This is a genomic window from Mesorhizobium sp. INR15 (genome assembly GCF_015500075.1).
GTDB lineage: Bacteria > Pseudomonadota > Alphaproteobacteria > Rhizobiales > Rhizobiaceae > Mesorhizobium.
In genome coordinates this window covers 5,242,088-5,262,560 of record NZ_CP045496.1, presented here as the reverse complement: position 1 = coordinate 5,262,560, position 20,473 = coordinate 5,242,088, and the positions used below count along the sequence as shown (strand labels likewise).

General features: G+C 63.3%; 17 protein-coding genes. 9 read left to right on the top strand and 8 right to left on the bottom strand.

The genetic code is table 11. The features are described from left to right. Positions 1-48: 48 nt before the first annotated feature. On the bottom strand, positions 49-603 hold the full coding sequence (locus GA829_RS25680) for an HdeD family acid-resistance protein (protein ID WP_195175384.1): 555 nt from the start codon (positions 601-603) through the stop codon (positions 49-51). Between the two features lie 185 nt (positions 604-788). On the opposite strand from GA829_RS25680, the gene GA829_RS25675 reads away from it, so the two are divergent. The 3 genes from GA829_RS25675 (at position 789) to GA829_RS25665 (ending at position 5,790) form a co-directional block, all read left to right on the top strand. Continuing rightward, the gene (locus GA829_RS25675) at positions 789-1,604 is read left to right on the top strand and encodes a MipA/OmpV family protein (RefSeq protein ID WP_195175383.1); all 816 of its coding nucleotides are present in this window, start codon (positions 789-791) and stop codon (positions 1,602-1,604) included. A gap of 279 nt (positions 1,605-1,883) precedes the next feature. Continuing rightward, the gene (gene ileS, locus GA829_RS25670; RefSeq protein ID WP_195175382.1) at positions 1,884-4,856 is read left to right on the top strand and encodes an isoleucine--tRNA ligase; all 2,973 of its coding nucleotides are present in this window, start codon (positions 1,884-1,886) and stop codon (positions 4,854-4,856) included. 247 nt (positions 4,857-5,103) lie between these two features. Then, the gene (locus GA829_RS25665) at positions 5,104-5,790 is read left to right on the top strand and encodes a hypothetical protein (protein ID WP_195175381.1); all 687 of its coding nucleotides are present in this window, start codon (positions 5,104-5,106) and stop codon (positions 5,788-5,790) included. A gap of 36 nt (positions 5,791-5,826) precedes the next feature. On the opposite strand, the gene GA829_RS25660 is transcribed toward GA829_RS25665, so the two are convergent. After that, the gene (locus GA829_RS25660) at positions 5,827-6,279 is read right to left on the bottom strand and encodes a nucleoside deaminase (RefSeq protein ID WP_195175380.1); all 453 of its coding nucleotides are present in this window, start codon (positions 6,277-6,279) and stop codon (positions 5,827-5,829) included. Positions 6,280-6,459: 180 nt separating this feature from the next. Between GA829_RS25660 and GA829_RS25655 the strand changes: the two genes are divergently transcribed. The 6 genes from GA829_RS25655 (at position 6,460) to GA829_RS25630 (ending at position 14,044) form a co-directional block, all read left to right on the top strand. Next, positions 6,460-8,589 carry a pseudouridine synthase gene (locus GA829_RS25655; RefSeq protein WP_195175379.1) on the top strand — a complete coding sequence of 710 codons (2,130 nt, stop codon included), beginning with the start codon at positions 6,460-6,462 and terminating at the stop codon, positions 8,587-8,589. Beyond that, positions 8,570-9,124, top strand: a complete 555-nt coding sequence (rsmD, locus tag GA829_RS25650) for a 16S rRNA (guanine(966)-N(2))-methyltransferase RsmD (protein WP_195175378.1) — start codon at positions 8,570-8,572, stop codon at positions 9,122-9,124. Before GA829_RS25655 ends, rsmD begins: the two co-directional genes overlap by 20 nt. 119 nt (positions 9,125-9,243) lie before the next feature. Further along, positions 9,244-10,629, top strand: a complete 1,386-nt coding sequence (locus GA829_RS25645; protein ID WP_195175377.1) for a M16 family metallopeptidase — start codon at positions 9,244-9,246, stop codon at positions 10,627-10,629. 1 nt (position 10,630) lies between these two features. Beyond that, a complete protein-coding gene (locus GA829_RS25640) occupies positions 10,631-11,980 on the top strand; it encodes a M16 family metallopeptidase (protein ID WP_195175376.1) in 1,350 nt (449 codons plus the stop codon). Next, entirely contained in the window at positions 11,977-12,846 is an 870-nt protein-coding gene (locus GA829_RS25635; RefSeq protein ID WP_195175375.1) for a patatin-like phospholipase family protein, read from the top strand. The genes GA829_RS25640 and GA829_RS25635 overlap by 4 nt, the downstream gene beginning before the upstream one ends. 37 nt (positions 12,847-12,883) lie before the next feature. After that, positions 12,884-14,044: an ATP-grasp domain-containing protein gene (locus GA829_RS25630; protein ID WP_195175374.1), complete on the top strand. Its 1,161-nt coding sequence runs from the start codon at positions 12,884-12,886 to the stop codon at positions 14,042-14,044. Here the strand turns inward: GA829_RS25630 and GA829_RS25625 are convergent. Genes GA829_RS25625 through GA829_RS25600 form a run of 6 tightly spaced genes read right to left on the bottom strand, consistent with a single transcriptional unit; the run spans position 14,029 to position 20,236 of the window. Continuing rightward, the gene (locus GA829_RS25625; protein WP_195175373.1) at positions 14,029-15,024 is read right to left on the bottom strand and encodes a Rieske 2Fe-2S domain-containing protein; all 996 of its coding nucleotides are present in this window, start codon (positions 15,022-15,024) and stop codon (positions 14,029-14,031) included. The genes GA829_RS25630 and GA829_RS25625 overlap by 16 nt on opposite strands. Continuing rightward, the gene (locus GA829_RS25620; RefSeq protein ID WP_195175372.1) at positions 15,021-16,169 is read right to left on the bottom strand and encodes a GNAT family N-acetyltransferase; all 1,149 of its coding nucleotides are present in this window, start codon (positions 16,167-16,169) and stop codon (positions 15,021-15,023) included. Before GA829_RS25620 ends, GA829_RS25625 begins: the two co-directional genes overlap by 4 nt. Then, positions 16,166-17,428 (bottom strand): F390 synthetase-related protein, encoded by a 1,263-nt coding sequence (locus GA829_RS25615; protein ID WP_195175371.1) that lies wholly within the window; start codon positions 17,426-17,428, stop codon positions 16,166-16,168. The genes GA829_RS25620 and GA829_RS25615 overlap by 4 nt, the downstream gene beginning before the upstream one ends. Beyond that, on the bottom strand, positions 17,425-18,249 hold the full coding sequence (locus GA829_RS25610) for an MBL fold metallo-hydrolase (protein WP_195175370.1): 825 nt from the start codon (positions 18,247-18,249) through the stop codon (positions 17,425-17,427). Before GA829_RS25610 ends, GA829_RS25615 begins: the two co-directional genes overlap by 4 nt. Beyond that, on the bottom strand, positions 18,246-19,247 hold the full coding sequence (locus GA829_RS25605) for an NAD-dependent epimerase/dehydratase family protein (protein ID WP_195175369.1): 1,002 nt from the start codon (positions 19,245-19,247) through the stop codon (positions 18,246-18,248). The genes GA829_RS25610 and GA829_RS25605 overlap by 4 nt, the downstream gene beginning before the upstream one ends. Next, positions 19,247-20,236 (bottom strand): 3-oxoacyl-ACP synthase III family protein, encoded by a 990-nt coding sequence (locus GA829_RS25600; protein ID WP_195175368.1) that lies wholly within the window; start codon positions 20,234-20,236, stop codon positions 19,247-19,249. The genes GA829_RS25605 and GA829_RS25600 overlap by 1 nt, the downstream gene beginning before the upstream one ends. Between the last annotated feature and the right edge of the window lie 237 nt (positions 20,237-20,473).

Genomic DNA, 20,473 nt, shown 5'->3' with positions numbered 1-20,473 from the left:
TCTGAAAGCCGGAAACCGGCTCTCGGACAGGATCATGGCAAGTCGGTTCTACTTCTTCAGCGCAAGGCCAAGCGCGATGAACGTCCAGCCCTGAAAGATCAGATCGATCGCCAGGAACAGACCCAGCACCCACAGGCTGTTGACTGGCCAGCCCATGGCAATGACGAGGCCGGCCAGCACGCTGATGAGGCCGGCGGCGACGACCCAGCCCCAGCCGCCTTCAGGCCGATGGCTGTAACCGACCCAGGCCCTGAGAGCGCCGGAGGCGACCAGGGCGATCGCCAGCAGGAAGGTCAGCACGGTTGAGGCGAGCAGCGGGTTGTCGAAGGCGAAAAACCCGGCGACAGCATAGAGCAGGCCACTGAGCAGCCAGTAGAAGAAGCGCCCCCAGGTCTTGACGCCAAAGGCGTGTACAATCTCGATGATGCCCGCCATCAACATCAGCCATCCCACGACATAAACCGATGCGACGGTGGCGATGAACAGATTGCCAAAGGCGATGCCGCCGAAAATGAGAAGCAGCACGCCAAGGGCGACGAACCAGCCCCATCTCGCCCGCGTCTGGGTGATCGCATTTTTCAGAGCGTCGCCATGTATGGTCATCGTCGCGATCTCCATTGAGGGCTGCGGGATGCTGCCAGACTGGAGGTTAGCCCCGGCATTGGCCTGCGTCCAGCGCATCGCGGCCGCGCCCAATTGCCGTGCAATGTCTCGGGCTTAAATCAAATTTTACCAAACCGCCGTCAAAGCTGTCATTGGCGGGCAGTTGTGTTGTGTTAGGAGTGGCCATGAGTTTGGTCGGGAAAATTTCCGTGGTTTTGGCCACTGTCATGTTGGGCGCGTCCGGCACGGCCGAAGCTGGCGAGGGCGGGACCTTGGGCTGGCTTTCCGGCGACTGGTATCTAACGGTCGGCGCCACCGGCATGGTCGCGCCGAACTTCGAGGGGGGTAAGAAATACCTGCTCAGCGCCTCGCCGATCATTTCCCTGGGCAAGGCCGGCCCAGCGGCCCGCTTCGTCTCGCGCAACGACAACATCTCGTTGGCGCTGGTCGATGATGGCGGCGTCCGTGCCGGTCTGACCGGCAAATTCCTCTTCTCACGCGACGACGGCAATGCCGACGAGCTGAAGGGCCTGGATCCGGTGCGTTGGGGCGGAGAAGTGGGTGGCTTCTTCGAGGTCTATCCAACGGACTGGATACGCGCGCGTGCTGAGTTGCGGCACGGTATCCGTGCCCATAACGGCTTTGTCGCTGACATCGCGGTTGACGCCTTCTACGATGTCACCCCGACGGTCAGGATCTCGGGAGGCCCGCGTGCGTCATTCGCGTCGGCGGGCTACTTCGATGCGTATTATGGCGTCAACGCGCAGGAGGCCGTGGCCTCCGGCCTCAGCCAGTATGATCCAGGCGGCGGCCTGAAATCGATTGGCCTCGGTGGCGCGGTAACCTGGAAGATCAGCGATCCCATGACCGCCAGCCTGTTTGGCGAGTACTCCCGCCTGGAAGGCCCGGCGGCCGATTCCAGCCTGGTCAAGGAGCGCGGCGACCGCAACCAGTTCATGATCGGCGTGTCGACCACCTATCGCTTCGACTTCACGATGTAGGCGATTCCACGCTTTATTCCTGTCGTTGCATCGGCTAAAAGCCGGGCTATGACGCATTTGACCCGCACTTTTGCGATTGCGATACGAATTACCAGCCCGGTGTTCCTGGCGGCCTGAAGGCTGTCGGAACCGCCGGGAATCTTGCGCGCGGCCTCACGCGCTTTTCCAGATCATCAATGCATGTGCCCAAAAGTGGCTTCGGTTTTGGGAATACGACATGCATCAAAGCAAGACTCAACGCCGCAGGCCAAATAGGCCGCGCACGCACATGGCAGACCAATGACCGACGAAACACCCAAAGATTCACCGATCGACTATTCCAAGACGCTCTACCTGCCGCAGACGGAGTTCCCGATGCGCGCCGGCCTGCCGGAGAAGGAGCCGGTGCTGGTCAAGCGCTGGCAGGACATGGACCTCTACGCCAAGCTGCGCGAAAGTGCCGCCGGCCGCGAGAAATACGTTCTGCATGACGGCCCGCCCTACGCCAACGGCAACATCCATATCGGCCATGCGTTGAACAAGATCCTCAAGGATGTCATCATCCGCTCGTTCCAGATGCGCGGCTACGACGCGAACTATGTGCCGGGCTGGGACTGTCATGGCCTGCCGATCGAATGGAAGATCGAGGAACAATACCGCGCCAAGGGCAAGAACAAGGACGAGGTGCCGGTCAACGAATTCCGCAAGGAATGCCGTGAATTCGCCGCGCACTGGATCAGTGTTCAAGGTGGCGAGTTCCAGCGGCTCGGCGTGGTCGGCGATTTCGCCAATCCCTATACGACGATGGCCTTCCATGCCGAGGCGCGCATCGCCGGCGAGTTGCTGAAGTTCGCCATGTCCAACCAGCTTTATCGGGGCTCGAAGCCGGTGATGTGGAGCGTGGTCGAGCGCACGGCACTGGCCGAGGCCGAGATCGAGTACCACGACTATGAGAGTGATACGATCTGGGTGAAGTTTCCTGTCGTCAGCCTGGCCCATACGGTCGATGATGGCGAGGCCAAACTGACGGAGGGCGCGCTCGATCTGCTACAGGCCCATGTCGTCATCTGGACGACGACACCGTGGACCATCCCTGGCAATCGCGCTGTCAATTATTCGGCTCGCATCGGCTATGGTCTCTACGAGGTCACGGCAGCGGAGAATGCCTTTGGTCCGCAGGCCGGCGAAAAGCTGATCTTTGCCGAAAAGCTCGCGGACGAAGCCGCGGCAAAAGCCAAAATCACCTTGAATCATCTTCGCAGCGTCAGCGCCGAAGAGCTTGGCAGCCTTACACTTTCGCATCCGCTCAAAGGCTTTGGCGGCGGTTATGAGTTTCCAGTGCCGATGCTTGCCGGCGACCATGTTACCGACGACGCCGGCACTGGTTTCGTCCACACGGCACCCGGTCATGGCCGCGAGGACTTCGATGCCTGGATGGACGCGGCGTCCGATCTGCGCGCGCGCGGCGTTGATACGGCGATCCCGTTCACCGTCGACGATGGCGGCTTCTTCACCAAGGATGCGCCGGGTTTTGGCCCGGCCCGCGAAGGCGGCGCCGCGCGCGTCATTGACGACAATGGCAAGAAGGGCAACGCCAACCAGGCGGTCATCGACGAACTGATCAAGCGCAACGCGCTGTTCGCGCGCGGCCGGTTGAAGCACAGCTACCCGCATTCCTGGCGCTCGAAGAAGCCGATCATCTTCCGCAACACGCCGCAGTGGTTCGTCTATATGGACAAGGACCTTGGCGACGGCACGACGCTGCGCAGCCGTGCGCTGATGGCGATCGACGAAACCCGTTTCGTGCCCGCCGCCGGCCAGAACCGCATCCGCGCCATGATCGAGGAGCGTCCCGACTGGGTGTTGTCGCGCCAGCGCGCGTGGGGCGTGCCAATCGCCGTCTTTGCCGATGCCGATGGCAACGTCCTCCAGGACGAAGCGGTCAACCAGCGAATCATGGATGCGTTCGAAAAGGAAGGTGCCGACGCCTGGTTCGCCGCCGGCGCCAAGGAGCGTTTCCTGGGCAATCACGATGCTTCGAAGTGGAAGCAGGTGATGGACATCCTCGACGTCTGGTTTGATTCGGGCTCGACGCATGTCTTCACGCTGGAGGACCGCCCGGACCTGAAATGGCCGGCCGACGTCTATCTCGAAGGCTCTGACCAGCATCGCGGCTGGTTCCATTCCTCGCTGCTGGAAAGCTGCGGCACCAGAGGCAGGGCGCCCTACAACACGGTCGTCACCCATGGCTTCACCATGGATGAGGACGGCCGCAAGATGTCGAAGTCGCTCGGCAACACCGTCGTGCCGCAGGACGTCATCAAGCAGTCCGGCGCCGATATCCTGCGGCTATGGGTGGTGACGACGGATTACTGGGAGGATCAGCGGCTCGGCAAGAACGTGCTGCAGACCAACATCGACGCCTATCGCAAGCTGCGCAACACCATCCGCTGGATGCTGGGCACGCTCGCCCATGACGACGGCGAAGAGGTGCCGCTGGACCAGATGCCGGAGTTGGAACGGCTGATGCTGCACAGGCTCTCGGAGCTCGATGAAGTCGTGCGTTCCGGCTATGACGCGTTCGAGTTCAAGCGCATCACCCGCACGCTGCTCGACTTCATGGTGGTTGAGCTGTCCGCCTTCTACTTCGACATCCGCAAGGACGCGCTGTACTGCGATGCGCCATCCAGCGTGAAGCGCAAGGCGTCGGTGCAAGTGGTGCGCCATCTCTTCGACTGCCTGGTGAAATGGCTGGCGCCGATGCTGCCTTTCACCACGGAAGAGGCCTGGCTAGAGCGTCACCCCGATGCCGTGTCGCTCCATCTCGACCAGTTTCCTGCGATCCCGGCGGATTGGAAGAACGAGGCGCTGGCGGAAAAATGGCGCAAGGTGCGGCAGGTGCGCCGTGTCGTCACCGGAGCGCTGGAAATCGCCCGCGCCCAGAAAGTCATCGGTTCGTCGCTCGAGGCAGTGCCGGTCGTCACCCTCAATGACGCGGCACTTGAAGCCGCTATATCGGATGTCGACATGGCCGAAATGGCGATCACCAGCGACCTGGTCATTGTTCATGGCCAGGCGCCGGCCGGCGCCTTCACGCTCGATGACGTCAAGGGTGTCGCTGTGGTGGTCGAAAAGGCCGGGGATCGCGGCTTGGTCAAGTGCGCGCGCTCCTGGCGTTACACCGCCGATGTCGGCCAGGACGCGGCATTTCCCGATGTCTCGGCGCGCGACGCCCTGGTGTTGCACGAATTGCAGGCGTTGGGTCGGCTTTGATGCATGTTGGCCAAAAGCGTTTAGCGCTTTTGGAACAACTGCATGCGTGAGCCAAAAAGGTGCACAAATGCCACGGCGGGCGGTCGATAAGCCGCCCGCGCGTTGCCCTTAACGAGTGGTTGAGGTAAACACGCCAAACTCCGGCCGACAAATTGTCGCCGGATTTCCGTCGCAAGAGCATGGACGATGGGGACCGGACTTCGGGCCGGTGGCGATCGAGAGGCTGTCTATAGTGGGACTTTTTGGCATGACCGAGAGATATTCCGCGCGCCTGGCGCTGCTGGCGCCGCTTGTCGTATCGGGCCTCGCCTTGTCTGGCTGCATGGGTTCGCCGACCTACGGAACCGACAAGACCGCTGGCGCCCAGCTGGCTGGCGATCTTTCCAGTGCCTTCTCGATTTCACCGAAGCACAAGGAACAGATCGACTACAAGCCGCGCCCAACGCTGGTCAAACCGGCGCCTGGTCAGAAGGAAAACCTTCCAGCGCCGCAAGACAGCATTGAAACGGCCAATGCCGATTGGCCCGAATCGCCCGAGCAGCGCCGCGCCCGCCTGCGCGCCGATGCCACCGCCCATCAGGATGATCCAGCCTATCAGTCGCAGATCGTCGATGACGTGCAGACCGATCCGACGGCGATCAAGAACGCCATGGCGCAGTCGGGTTCCAGCCACCCACCGGCATGGACGCCAGCCGACTCCGACAAGGGCCGCGCCGCCGAAATCCAGCGCCGTCTTGCCGACAGCAAGCAGGGTGACCCGAACACCCGCAAGTATCTGAGCGAACCGCCTGTGCAATACCGTGTCGCGTCCGACACGGCGCCGCAGGGCGAACTCGGCGAGGACGAATACAAGAAGGAACGCCGCCTGAAGAAGGAAGCAGCCGCCAAGAGCAAGACCGGCAGCGGGCTCTTCGACTGGCTGCCTTCCTGGTAGGAATCCCAGGCGGTTACTTCCAATGGCGCTGGGCCTTCAGGGCTCGCGCCGCTCGCGAAAAAAATCCTTGAGCAGCAGGGCTGCTTCGGTCTCAGCCAGACCCGGATAGATATCGGGTGCGTGATGGCAGGTGGGCGAGGCAAAGAAGCGCACGCCGTTGACCACCGCACCTCCCTTTTCGTCCGCGGCGCCGAAATAGAGCCTGCGCAGCCTGGCGAAGGAAATGGCGCCGGCGCACATGGCGCAAGGCTCCAGCGTTACATAAAGATCATGTCCGGTGAGTCGCTCCACGGAGAGATTGCGGCAAGCCTCGCGGATCACCAGCATCTCGGCATGCGCTGTCGGATCGGCAAGTTCGCGCGTGCGGTTGCCGGCGCTGGCGACAACAGTGCCACCGCTGGCGATGACAGCGCCGACCGGCACTTCGCCGCGCAGGGCAGCGGCTTCGGCCTCTTTGAGTGCCAACGCCATGAAATCCGGACGCTTCACGCGGGTTTCATCCCGATTATCTCCTCGCCACTCGACAGCGATCCTGTTATCTAGCCGCATGACCCGAAAGCCGGCATAGGTTTTCGGAACGGATCATGCGCAAAATCAAAGTGCTACTGCGTTCTTCGTGCGTCCGAAAGGATGCGCCACGCTGTAGCAGCGCAAACGGACAAAGGCCACATGGACGACAACGACAAGAAATCTCCGCGCAAAAGCGGCCCGAAATCGGCGGGGCCGCGTGGCCGCGACGGTGCAGCAGGCAAAGGCGGCAAGCCATCTTTCGGCGCGAAAAAACCTTACGCGCCGCGTGGCGATCGGCCAATCGCAGCCGACGGCGAACGGCCGAAGCGCGACTTCAAGGCTGGTGCAAGGCCATCTGGCAAGGGGCCCCGCTCCGACGGCAAGCCATTTGAAAAGCGCGATGGTCCACGCAAACCCTATGCGCCGCGTGGCGACCGCCCAGTGGCGGCCGAAGGTGAACGCAAGCCTTACGAGAAGCGCGAAGGGCCACGCAAGCCTTACGCACCGCGCGGCGATCGTCCAATGGCGGCCGAAGGCGAGCGCAAGCCGTACGAGAAGCGCGAAGGGCCGCGCAAGCCTTACGCACCGCGCGGCGATCGTCCGATGGCGGCCGAAGGTGAACGCAAGCCATACGAAAAGCGCGAAGGGCCGCGCAAGCCTTATGCGCCGCGTGGCGACCGGCCGATGGCGGCTGATGGCGAGCGGCCGAAGCGTGATTTCAAGCCACGCACGGACCGTCCAGGTGCCGCTGATAGCCAAAAGCGCTTCGATCGCCCCAAGCGTGATTTTGCCGATCGTGCACCACGCGACGGCGGCGATCATCCAAAGCGGGATTTCGCGGATCGCCCCAAGCGTGATTTCGGTGGCGATCGTCCGCAGGCATCGGGCGGTGGCTTCAAGCCGCGCCCACGTCCCCCCGAGGCTGCTGAAGAAGCCGGCGAGCGCATTGCCAAGCGGCTGGCCCGTGCCGGTCTCGCTTCGCGGCGCGACGCCGAGGAGCTGATCGCGGCTGGCCGCGTCAAGGTCAATGGCCGGGCTCTGTCCTCGCCGGCCTTCAACGTCATGCCTGGCGACATCATTCATCTCGACGGCATGGAAATCCCGCCGATCGAGCGGACACGGCTGTTCCTGTTCCACAAGCCTGCCGGTGTCGTCACCACCAACCGTGATCCCGAGGGCCGCAAGACCGTTTTCGATGTGCTGCCGACCGATCTGCCACGGCTGATGACCATCGGGCGGCTCGACATCAACACCGAAGGCCTGCTGCTGCTCACCAATGATGGCGGCCTGTCGCGCGTGCTCGAACTGCCAGCCACCGGCTGGCTGCGGCGCTATCGCGTGCGCGTCCATGGCAAGGTCGAGGAGAGCGCGCTGGTCGGCCTGCGTGAAGGCATTGCTGTCGACGGTGTTTTCTATGGCGCCATCGAGGCGACGCTCGATCGCGAGCAGGGCTCCAACGCCTGGCTGACGCTCGGCCTGCGCGAAGGCAAGAACCGCGAGGTCAGGAACATCCTGGGTGCGCTTGGCCTCGATGTGACGCGGCTGATCCGCATCTCCTATGGTCCGTTCCAGCTCGACGATCTTGCCGAAGGCCATGTGCTGGAGATCAAGGGCAGGGTGCTGCGTGATCAACTCGGCGAGCGCCTCGTCGAGGAATCTGGCGCCAATTTCGATGCCGAGATCACCAAGCCGTTTTCCAACAAGCCGGTGCGGCGCACCGAGATCCGCGAAGAAGAGCCCGAGCGGCCGAAATTCACCCGCGACGGCGAGCGCCGTCCGATCGGCGAGGGCGGGCTGATCAAGAACCGCAAGCGCCGTGAAGGCAGCCGCGACGAAGCGCTGGGCAAACTGTCGACAAGCCCCGACAGAGGCGCCAGGCCGGAAAAGAGCTTTGGCGAGCGTGGGCCGAGGCCGGAGCGGTCTTTCGGCGAACGCAGCGACAAGCCACGCGGCGGTTTTGGCGACAAGCCCCGTGGCGGCTTTGGCGGCAAGAAATCCGAACGCGAGCAGAAGCCGATCGAGCCGCCAGGCCAGCGCAAGGCCAATGTCTGGATGGCGCCGGGCGCCCGTCCGATCGGCAAGGGCAGGGCGGAAGCCGAAGCAGCCAAGACAGCCGAGAACAAGGCGCGCAAGGCGTCTTTCAAGCCAGGACCCGGCAAGCCAGCGCGGGGAAAGCCCGATGGCGCCAAGCCGTTTGGCAAGCCGCGCGGAGACCGTCCGGAGGGTGGTGATCGGCCACGCAGCGGCCCGAAGGGACCAAGAGGAAACAATGCGGATCGTCGGCGGTGAGTTTCGCGGGCGTCCGCTGGCGACGCCCCGTACCAGTGCCATCCGACCGACGACCGACCGAACCCGAGAGGCCGTCTTTAACGTGTTGGCGCATCGCTTCGCCGGGAAGCTGGACGGCGCGCGCGTGCTCGACCTGTTCGCGGGCACCGGCGCTCTCGGCCTCGAAGCCCTGTCGCGGGGCGCGTCCTATGGCGTCTTCATCGAAGAATCGGCGGAAGGCCGTGGCCTTGTCCGCGACAATGTCGAAGCCTTCGGCCTGACCGGACGCACCAAGATATTCCGCCGTGACGCCACCGCATTGGGCGAGGCCGGCACGCTTGCGCCGTTCGGCCTCGTCTTCGCCGATCCCCCTTATGGCAAGGGCCTCGGCGAACTCGCTCTGCAGTCGGCGAAAGCTGGCGGCTGGCTTCGTCCCGGCGCGCTCTGCGTGGTCGAGGAGGCAGCCACGGCGCCCTTCGAGCCAGGTCCCGGCTTTTCGGTGCTCGATGAGCGCGGCTATGGCGAAACCGTCATCCGCTTTATAGAGGCCGTCTGAAATCTCGCGACGCCGGGATGGCCTCTTTCCGGCCTCCTTTGACGGCCACATGACGAACAATTCACTTTGCTTGTCTCTCTGAGCCTGCCTATCGTCTTCCAGAAAAACCGGAGCCGTTGATGATTTCCAGGGCTGAATGGCTGCGAACAACCTTGCTGGCGACGTCGCTGGCGCTTGCGGTGACCAGTCCTGTGCTGGCTGACAGCGTGCCAAAGGACAGCAAGGTGAGTGAGTTCAAGGTGACGGACTTCCTGCTCGACAATGGCATGGAGGTTGTCGTCATCCCCGACCATCGCGCCCCGATCGTCACCAACATGGTCTGGTACAAGATCGGCAGCGCCGACGAACCGCCGGGAAAGTCCGGCATCGCGCATTTCTTCGAACATCTGATGTTCAAGGCAACGACCAACCATGCGGCTGGCGAGTTCGACCGTGCGGTCTCCGACATCGGCGGCTCGAACAACGCCTTCACGTCCTATGACTACACGGCCTTTCACGAAACGGTGGCGCCGTCGGCACTCGAACAGATGATGAGTTTTGAGGCGGACCGCATGCGCAACCTCATTCTCACCGACGATGTCATCAAGACCGAGCGCGATGTCATCCTTGAGGAACGCCGCTCGCGCATCGACAACAATCCGGAAGCCGTGCTCGACGAGGAAGTCGACGCCACGCTATGGCAGAACCAGCCCTATCGCATCCCGGTCATCGGCTGGATGCAGGAGATGGAACAGCTGAACCGCACCGACGCCACCGCTTTTTATGACAAATACTATCGGCCCAACAACGCCGTGCTGATCGTGGCCGGCGACGTCGAGCCGGATGCCGTGAGGGCGTTGGCCGAGAAGACTTTTGGCAAAGTGGCGCGCGGACCTGACCTGCCGCCTCGGGTCCGCCCCGTCGAGCCGGAACAGAACACCAAGCGCACGGTGACGCTGTCCGACGCCCGCGTCAGCGTGCCGAGCTTCTCGACGCAATGGGTGGTGCCGTCCTACCACACGGGTAAACCGGGTGAAGCCGAAGCCCTCGACCTCCTGGGCGAGATCCTGGGCGGAGGCAACCGTAGCCGGCTCTATCAGCAGCTGGTGGTCAAGCAAGGCATTGCCTCTAGTGCCGGCGCCTACTTCCAGGGCACGATGCTCGACGCCACCAACTTCACTGTCTATGGCGCGCCGCGCGGTGATGCCAAGCTTGCCGATGTCGAGGCAGCGGTCGACGTGGAGATAGCGCGCATCGCCAAGGATGGTGTCACAGCCGAGGAACTGGACAAGGCCAAGGATCGTTTCGTCCGCTCGATGATCTTCGCCCGCGACAAGCAGGATTCGATGGCAAACATCTACGGCTCGACCCTGGCGACCGGCGGCAATGTGCAGGATGTCCAGCAATGGCCGGACCGTATCCGCAAGGTCACGACCGACGAGGTCAAGACCGTTGCCGAGCGCTATCTGGTGCTGGATCGTTCGACGACCGGCTATCTCTTGCCGCAAACCCAGGCGGGGAACTGACATGATGACGCATTTCAGCATCCCCCGTGCGCGCGCCGTGACCACCCTCTTGCTTTCGGTGCTGTTTCTTGCGCTGCCGGCGCTTTCCGCGCGCGCCGCGATGAACATCCAGTCCGTGACATCCTCGAAGGGCATAACAGCCTGGCTGGTTGAGGACTATTCCGTGCCGGTTGTCGCCATACGCTTTGTCTTTGGCGGCGGCTCGACGCAGGATCCGCAGGGCAAGGAGGGCCTGGCCAATCTGATGACCGGTCTGTTCGACGAGGGCGCCGGCAAACTCGACAGCGACGCATTCCAGATCAAGCTGGATGATGCCGGTGCCGAGATGAGCTTCCAGGAGACGCGCGACGGCGTCTACGGCTCTATGCGTATGCTGGCCGAGCAGCGTGACGAGGCGTTTGATCTGCTGCGGATGGCGGTCAATGAGCCGCGCTTCGACCAGGCGCCGATCGATCGCATCCGCGCCCAGATATTGTCCGGCATCATCGCCGGAGAGAACGACCCTGACACGATCGCCCAGACCAAATGGGCCGAGGCGATCTATGGCGTGCATCCCTATGCGCGCTCCGACCAGGGCACCAAGCAGAGCATCGCCACGATTACGCCTGATGACATCAGGGCTTTCCACAAGGCGATTTTCGCCCGTGGGGGCCTGCATGTCGCGGTGGTGGGTGCCATCGACGCCGAGACGCTGAAGAAGAAGCTCGACATGGTTTTCGGCGATCTGCCGCAACAGCCGACGCTGCGGCCGGTGGCCGATATCGATCCAAAACTGGCACAGCATCTCGAGGTCAATTACGACCTGCCGCAGACCTCGCTGCAGCTCGCCTATCCCGGCGTGAAGCGCAAGGCGGCGGATTTCTTTCCCGCCGTGCTGATGAACGAAATTCTCGGCGGCGGCACTTTCACGTCGCGCCTGTTTCAGGAAGTGCGTGAAAAGCGCGGTCTGGCCTACGGCGTCTCCTCATCGCTGATCAATCAGGATCATGCCACAGCGCTGATCATCACCACCGCGACGCGCTCGGACCGGGCGGCGCAAACGCTGGGCCTTGTCCGCGATGTGGTGAAACAAATGGCCGACGAGGGTCCGACCGAGGCCGAACTCGCCGCCACCAAGAAATACATGATCGGCGCCTATGCCATCAACAATCTGGATTCCTCCAGCGCCATCGCCGCGACGCTGGTCGAGCTGCAACTCGATGATCTCGGCATCGACTACATGCAGCGCCGCGGCGCGTTCATCAACGCGGTGACCCTCGACCAGGTGAAGGCCGCGGCCAGGAAGCTGCTCACGACCGAGCCGGCCATCATGGTCGTCGGGCCGAAACTGGCGGAGGCCGGCAAGGGATGAGCCCAAGCTTTGGCATCGCCTTTGGCGGCGGCGGCGCGCGGGGATTGGCGCATATCCATGTCATCGAGGCGCTGGACGAACTGGGTATAAAGCCCGTTGCCATAGCCGGTTCGTCGATTGGCGCCATCATGGGCGCTGGCATGGCGTCGGGCATGGCCGGCAAGGACATTCACGACTATGCCCGCTCGATCCTCGGCCGCCGCGCCGAAGTGGCGACGCGCATGTGGCGGGCGCGGCCGGGTACTTTTGCCGAGGCGATGCAGGGCGGCATCAGGGTCAGCCAGTTCAACATCGAGCGCATCCTCAAGGCTTTTCTGCCGGAGGCGGTTCCCGAAACTTTCGCCGAGCTGAAAATCCCGCTGAAAGTGACGGCGACGGATTTCTTTGGCCACAAGCTCGCGGTGTTCGGCGATGGCGACCTGCATTCGGCACTGGCGGCCTCGGCCGCCATTCCCGCGGTGTTTCGCCCGGTGACGCGCGACGGCAGGCTGTTGATCGACGGCGGCATCTACAACCCAGTTCCCTTCGACCTGATCGAGAAAGACGCCGACATCATCATCGGTGTCGATGTGGTCGGCGCACCGGAGGAAGCCGATAAAAAGCAGCCGACCACGGTCGACCTGATGTTCGGCGCCACGCAATTGATGATGCAATCGATCATCGCCAACAAACTCAATCAATGCCGGCCGGACATATTGGTCAGGCCGGCGGTGTCGAAATACCGGGTGCTCGATTTCATGAAGATCGACGCCTTGATGACCGAGACGGTGGCGATCAAGGACGAGCTCAAGCGCGAGATCGAAAAGGCCGTGGAAGTACGCCTTGGAGCCACCAAGGCCAGGCGCGGCAAACGTGGCGTGAATTGAGCCTTGGGCCGGCCAATGGCCTTGAAGCAGGCTGTCGATGCACAATAGCTCCGTGCTTGTCACTGGAGCGCGGGCGCCGGTAGCGCTGCATCTGGCGCGCCTGCTGCATGGTGCAGGCTGCCGTGTGATCCTGGCCGATACCCCAGCCAATCCGATCGCGGCATCGAGCGTTGCTTGTGCTTCGTATCATCGTCTGCCGCCGCCGCGCTTTGCACCAGAGGCCTATGCACAGGCCGTCGAAGAGCTTGTGCGCGGGCAAGGCGTCGATCTGGTTATCCCGACCTGCGAAGAGATTTTCTACCTCGGCCATATCTGGCGCGACCGCGCGATGTCAGCCCGTCTGTTTGCGCCCGACATCGACTTGCTGGCCAGGGTTCACGACAAGCATGCATTCGTCCAGCTGGCGCATAGCCTTGATCTCGCGGTGCCGGAAACGACGCTGCTGCAATCCGATGCCGACCTCGAGAAGGTACGCAGCCGTGCTGGCGAACTGGTGTTCAAGCCGGTCTGGTCGCGTTTCGCCAGCCATATACTGCTGCGCCCGTCATCGGGCGCGCTCGACACCATCAGTCCTACACCCATTGTCCCGTGGGTGGCGCAGCGGTTCGTCGCCGGTGACGAGATCAGCGCCTATGCCATGGCGCGCGACGGCAAGCTCAAGGCGCTGGCGCTTTATCGCTCGCGCTACCGGGCCGGCAAGGGCGCCGGCATCTGGTTCGAGTTGGTGGAGGACCTCGCTGCGCGCCGCTTCGTCGAGACCTTCGTCGCCGGCACAGGCTGGACGGGGCAGATTTCCTTCGACCTGATGCGCGAAGCGGACGGCACCGTGCTGCCGCTGGAATGCAATCCACGCGCCGTCAGCGGTTTGCATTTCTTCCGCGATCCACAAGCCTTCGCGGCGGCCCTGTTTGAAGGCGGTGACGTGAAACCTGACGTGACCAGGCCCCAGACGGTACGGCTTGCGATGTGGGTGTATGGCCTGCCTGCGGCGCTGCGCTCCGGCGGGATTGGTCGCTTCCGCCATGCGCTGCACGACGCCGATGAACTTCTGGACTGGTCGGGCGACCCCGCGCCCAAACGGGCGCAATGGCACGCCCTAGCCGAGGTCGCCGGCACGGCAATGCGCGAACGCATCAGCTTGCAGGCAGCGTCAACAAGGGACATTGAGTGGAACGGGCCGCTTCAAAGCTCGATGTGATGGACACGCGGTTCCAAGGCTGCCGGCGGCATTTCGCCGGCCATGATGGCGGCGATGTCGCGGCGCAGGAAATCCAGCGGGCCGATCACTGGCAACGCCTGCGGCGCATGGCGTGCATTGTCGCTCGCTGACTTCAGCACCTTGCGGTCTTGCTGCAAGGCGATGTTGAACAGCGGCTTGAAAGCCAGCGCCATGAGATGACCCAACCCACCTTGGCGCGGCCCGATCAGCCAGCCGACGCCCTCGACAATGTTCTCGCCGGCCTGGCGAAGATGGAAGGTTGTCGCCAGCGCCAGGCCGCCTTTGCCCCAATATTCCAGTTCGGCGATCCCGGGATGACGGAAGCGGCCGATGGTTTTCGTCCGTTCGCCCTCCAGCAGCCGGCTGATCAGCCCTTGCTGGCGCTCTTCGCCGGTATAGCAGGCTTCCACCCAGCCTTCGCCGCCGGTCACCTCGACGCGCACAATGTGGCGTTTGGCGCTTAAACCCCGCAGCAGGCCCTTGTGGGTGAAATGCGTGTGGGTGGCGTCGAGAATATTTTCCGCCGCGTCGATCACCGTCGACTGTGTCGAACTGTGCACGCGCCGCACGATCACATCCTGGCTTTGCATGCAGTGGAGATAGGGCTCGCTATTGGGTGCGCCAGCAGAAATGAACACCACGCCGTCGCGTTCGATCGCGCTGTAGCGGCGCACGCGGTAGCGCGGCAACTCGCCGACATGGCCGGGAATGGCGGTACAGCGGCCTTCGCCGTCATAGCGCCAGCCGTGATAGGGGCATTCAATCTCGCCGCCGACCACCTTGCCGGTCGACAATTCAACCAGCCTGTGCGCGCAGCGGTCGAACAGCGCGGCGATGCCCTTGTCGGAACGAAACAGCACGACCGGTGCGCCTTCGAACAGGATGCGCTTCGGCCTGCGGCCAACATCGGCGGCAAGTGCCACGGCCTGCCAGCAATCCTTGTGAGCGGCCCTAGTCAAAGCTCGAATCTCCGAAGCAGCGGGATGCCGATCAACGCCAGCAGGGTTTCCATGGCGCGCACCGCAACGCGTCGGCGAAGCGGCAGATGCCCGATATAGACAGCGTTGTATTCGATGTCGGGCACAGCGCCGCGACGGCGTTTGAATTCGGCGGCACCGGCACTCATGTTGAAGAACAGCCCGCGCGCCGTGGCGTGATCCTGCGCCATCGCCATGACCATGCGGTAAAGCCCATCGCTGACCGGCAGGCTTGTGTCATAGCCGACGATCGGCTGGGTCAGCGTCGCGCCGTTCTCGAACAGGCCGGTGACGGCGACGAGCTGGCCGGCATGGTCGCGCAGGCCCGCCAGTTGCAAGATGCCACGGCGGTGCATCTCGCCGATATAGCACGCTGTGTAGTGCGGGTTGAGCGGCGTGTATTTACGGAGATAGAGCAGGTTGTAGAGGTCTTCGCTTCTGGCGTAATCGGCCTCACTGAAGTCGTCGTTGCCGATGATTTGCAGAGGTGTAGTGCGCAGCTTGGCGCGGTCGCGCTTCATGTCGCGCGTCATCGGCGGTGCTGCACTGCGGTCGGCGAAAATGTAGATCTGGCGCGCCGCCAGCATGCGAAAACCCTCTGCCTTGAGGGCCGAGATGGTCGAGGGATCGGCGATCCCGTTCAGCGATCGGATGATCACGGCGCGATCTGGATACCGCGCTGTAAGCTCGGCACGCATCGCTGCGATCGTTTGGCGGTCGAGCAACGGCACCGGATTGGTCGAAAAAAGCCAGTTGTTGACCTGCACCTGATGGTCGAGGCCGGTCGCTTTGACCAAGGGTGCGCAGGCGCTGACGAGGGCGCGGACGGCTCGCTGCAGCCAGGGACTTGAGCTGAAATTGCGGGTCTCGTCGATGGCATAGTCGATATAGGCGCTGGACGGGCAGCAGATGTAGCAGTTGGGTGCCTCGCGGCTGTCATTCAGCGTCAAGGGAAAGGCGCGGCCGGCGACCTCGAACGGCTCGACGGTGACCGTCAGATTGCGGATGAGGCCGCGCACGGGAATCTCGTTGAAAATCCGCGCGAAGGCCTCGACCTTGCGCGGATTGTTCTCAACCCGATCCGCTTGAAGGCTCTGCTCCGTGGTCGCGACAGCTGCCTGGCTCATGGCGCGGCCTCATGCGGCAGCCGGCATTCGACGCGGCGCAATTTGCGATCAGTTTCCAATGGCATCGGCGCGCGTATGAGTTCGACGGTTACCGTTGCCTGGCGCAAGGCCAGCAACGCGCGCACCGCCTCCAGCGCGGCCATTGCCGCCTCGTCGGGCAGGTCCGGCAAAAGGCGCAATTCGACGGTCTCGCGAGCGGTCTGTATCAGCCTGAAATCGTCGATACGCCGGTCGGCTTTCAGCACCGCGTTGCGCAGGACGTCAGGCGTAACCAGGATCGGCCCGCGCGCAGAGGTCAGACGGAAGGCATCATCCATGCGGCCAACGATTTCGTCGACCACGCGCAGCGGCGAGCCACACCGGCACGGCGTGGATGACAGGCGCAGCAGATCGTTCATCCGGTAGCGCGCCATGATTTGTGTCTGGCGGCGGAAGGCGGTGACCAGCGGCGTCACCAGTCCGTCGCCAGCCGGCTCGAATTCGAAGAGCACCGAATCCTCGGCCAGATGCAGTCCGCCTTGCCGGCAGGTCACCGCGAACAGACCTTCGGTTGCCATGTAAATCTGGTCGAGGGGGCGGCGAAAGAACGCCTCGATCGGCGGGCGGTCGACCGGGTCAAGCGTCTCGGCGGCGCAGAAGACGCGCAGCGGATTGATCGCGAATTGGTTGACCGCGAAGTGACGCAGCATTTTTGGCGGAGCAATGATCACCGTCGGCGCGAAGTCCTCAAGCGCAGTGCGCCAGTGCTCAGGTCCAAGCCTGAGATCGAAGAAACGCAGGTCGACGCGGCCAGATTGGCGGGCGCTGTCATAGAGGCCGGTGTTCTGCGGCAGGATCACCGCAACGCGCTGCCGGCGCCACAACAGATCCGGAATGGCCTTGGCGATAATCGTCCCCAGCCAGCGATATTTCTCGGCTTCGGAAATAACGAAAAGCCCGCGGTTTCCCGATGTTCCGGTGCTGGCGCCAACGGTCAATTCACCAAGCCTGCCGTCAGTGGAAGCGGCGGCCCAGGCATCGCGAGCCGACACGCCAGCGATGTTGAAGCCGTCGAAATTCGCCATCAATTGGGCTTTGTCAGTTACCGGCAAGTCGCTGAGCTCTCGCGGCGCCTTGCCGTAGAACCGCGCGCGTGGCAAGTCGCGGTCGAGCCAGCGGCGCAAGGCGCGGGCTTGCCAGCGCTCAAAGCCCTTGCGGCTCTTGCGCGATACCCATTGGGTAACGGCAAACGACCCGATCGCTTCACCCAGCCCGCTCATCCGCCCACCGAGGGCAGGTCGTAGGGTGTCACCTCAGGGTCATGGCAGAACACGACATCGCCGCCCGTCGCCGCGAAACGGCGCAGGATTGCGCTGCTTGGTTCGATCGCCGCGAAATCCTCGGCCAGCAGCCGTGCCGGAAAACCAGGCGTGCGGTTCTGGGCCAGCGCCTTGAGCAACCATTGCACATCGACGGCGTAGAGCAGGGGGCGATCCATTTGAGGAAACAGCAGTCCGAACTGGCCGTCGGCGTGGCCAGGCAGGTCGACCGCGACAACGCTGCCGTCGCCGAACAGATCGGCACCGCCAGGGATGTCGCCTCGCGCCGCTATCCGCCGCTTCGCTGACAATCCGTCCAGCCGGTTTTCGAAATCGGCTGGAAACAACTCGGGGAACACGCCATGGCGCAAATTCTGCCAGGCGGTCTTTTGTTTCTGCCGCGACCATGCAGCATCACTGGCAATGAAGCGGGCGTTGGGAAACTGCGACAGGCCGGAGATGTGATCGGCATGAAAATGCGTCACGATGACGGCGTTCACATCGCGCGGCGCAAGGCCAAAGCGCGCCAGCACCGGTATCGGCTGTCCGGCCAGATTGAGCTCTGGCTTGAGCATTGCGCCATAGAGGCGCAGCGTCGCACCACGATCGGCGCCACTGGTTACGTGCGGCGTATAGCCGGTATCGATGAGCACAGGGCCGACCCGCGGATGGATGATCAGCCCATAGCGGACCCGCAGTCGGACGCTCCGCCAACTGCCACCACGCAGGATCAGCCGTTCGGCGGCAGTCACCCAGGCGCTGTTGGCAAAGACGATCTTCACGCGGCTGTCCTCCAGGCGCCGTCGCCCTTGCCGAAGGTGCGGTCGAGCCCCTCTTCAAATGATACTTTCGGCGTCCAGCCCAGGATGCTGCTTGTCTTGGAAATATCGAGGCTCTGGGCATAGGCAAACAGACCGAGACCGTAGCGAGTCACAGGCGGTTCGGGTCGGCCCGGCAGCCGCAAGGCCACCGTCTCCATCGCGCCGGCCGCGAACATTGCTGGCCAAAGCGGCGTTTTCCGCCATTGCGCCTGTACGCCGACGCGCCGGCATGCGGCGTCGGCGATGTGGCGCACCGGCAGCACCTCGCCGCCCGAGACGTTGAATATCTGGCCTTCGGCGCCGCCCCCGCCCGAGAGCGCTGCGACCACCGCATCGACGACATCATCGACATGGGTGAGGTCGATGCGTGCCTTGCCGTCGCGGAAAACCGGCAAGGGCCGCCGCTGTGCAGCCTGCAACAGGCGCGGCAGCAGTGCACGATCGCCGGCGCCGTAGATGCCGCGTGGCCTCAGCACCACCGGCCCGATTTCGGGTGCCGCCAGCACGATCTGCTCGGCTTGACGTTTGGTGCGGGCATAGTGGTTGACCGGATCGGGCAGGGGACTGTCCTCGGTGACATCCAGCTGGTCGCGATAGGCGAAACAGACCGAAGGGCTAGAGATATGGACGAAACGGCGCACACCTTGCTCGCGCGCGAAATCGACAAGATTGCTAGTCGCCGTGACATTGGCAGTCTCGAAATCCGCCAGTTGGCCAAAGGGAGCGGAGAGCGCCGCGCAATGGACGATCATGTCGACGTCACCAAGCAATCGGTGGGTTGCCGTATCGAAAGGCTGCGACAGATCGAATTGCGCCACCTCGTGGCCTGCCGTTTCAAGCGCAGCGCAGCGTTGCCGTTCGCGGCCTTGTGCAAGTGCCGGCATGCCTGACCCCGCCAGCCGCGTCATGACATGGCCGCCGAGAAAGCCGCTGGCGCCGGTGACGAGCACGCGTCCCATCAAGCCTCCAGCGCCATGCCGCCGAATGACACGCCGGCCGATGTTCCAAGGAACAACACTTTTGCGCCAGGCGGGATGCGGCCCTGCCGGCGCGCGATGTCGAGCGCGAAGGGAATGGACGCCGCAATCTGGTTGCCGTGATGCGAGGCGATGTCGACCAGCTTTTCCCTGGCGAATCCGGTCTGCCGCGCCATGTGAGCCAGCGCGAACGGGCTTGCCTGGTGCGGTACGACGAGGTCGACATCCTCATGCCGCCAGCCGGCCCGTGCCAGCAGATCGCTGACGAAGCTGTTGAAATGACGCGACGTCACCCGAAACAGCTCCTTGCCATCCATGTGAAACAGCGAATGCCGGGAAAACTCCTCAGGCTGGCGATGGAAATCGAAGCGCGTACCACCTGAGCCGATGCTGCAGGCCTCATAAGCCGAGGGATAGGTGCGCATCAGGTTGGCCAGTACTTTTCCGTCTCCGGTGGTCGCCTTGCGCAATACTGCGGCCGCCGCTCCATCTCCGAACAGCGCGGCAATTTCGGGCTGCTCTTTCCAGGGCAGGGCGCGCGAGGCGATCTCCGACGAGAACACCAGCGCCGTCTTGCATTGCCCCGCCTCGATCATGCGGGAGGCGGTCTCGAAAGCGGTGAGGAAGCCAAGGCACGTGCTGTTGACGTCGAAGGCGGCGGCCGAGCCGTCGGCCAGCCCCAGCCTCTGCATGACCAGCGGCGCTGTCGAAGGCAGCGGCTGGTAAGGCACCCCGCAGCCGCCGACGACAAGATCGACGGCATTGGCCTCGATCCCGGCCTCGGCAAGTGCCAACCGTGCCGCCGCGCAGGCAAGGTCGATCTGCGATTCCCCCTCGCAGACATAGCGTTCGACGATGCCGGTGGCGGCCTCGATCCGGCCCTGGACGAGCCCCAACTGCTTCTCGATATCGCGCGACGTCAAGCATTGAGCGGGCAACGCACGCCCGGTTCCGATGATCTTGATCCGCATGCTCAGCCGCCCAGTGAGTTGCGCTTTTCTAACCGATAAATCGGATTGCGTCTGATGGTAATAGTTTATGGCGATATTTCGGTGATGAGGCAGGTGCGGTTGGACGGCTGACAGACATTTGATTCTGATGATGATTGCAGACGCTCCGCCGCTGATATAATTTGCATCGCGCTAGTCCTGAGGCTTCCGCCCGCTGTCAACACGGCTTTTCTCGGCGGATTGCCTCGCACTGTAACG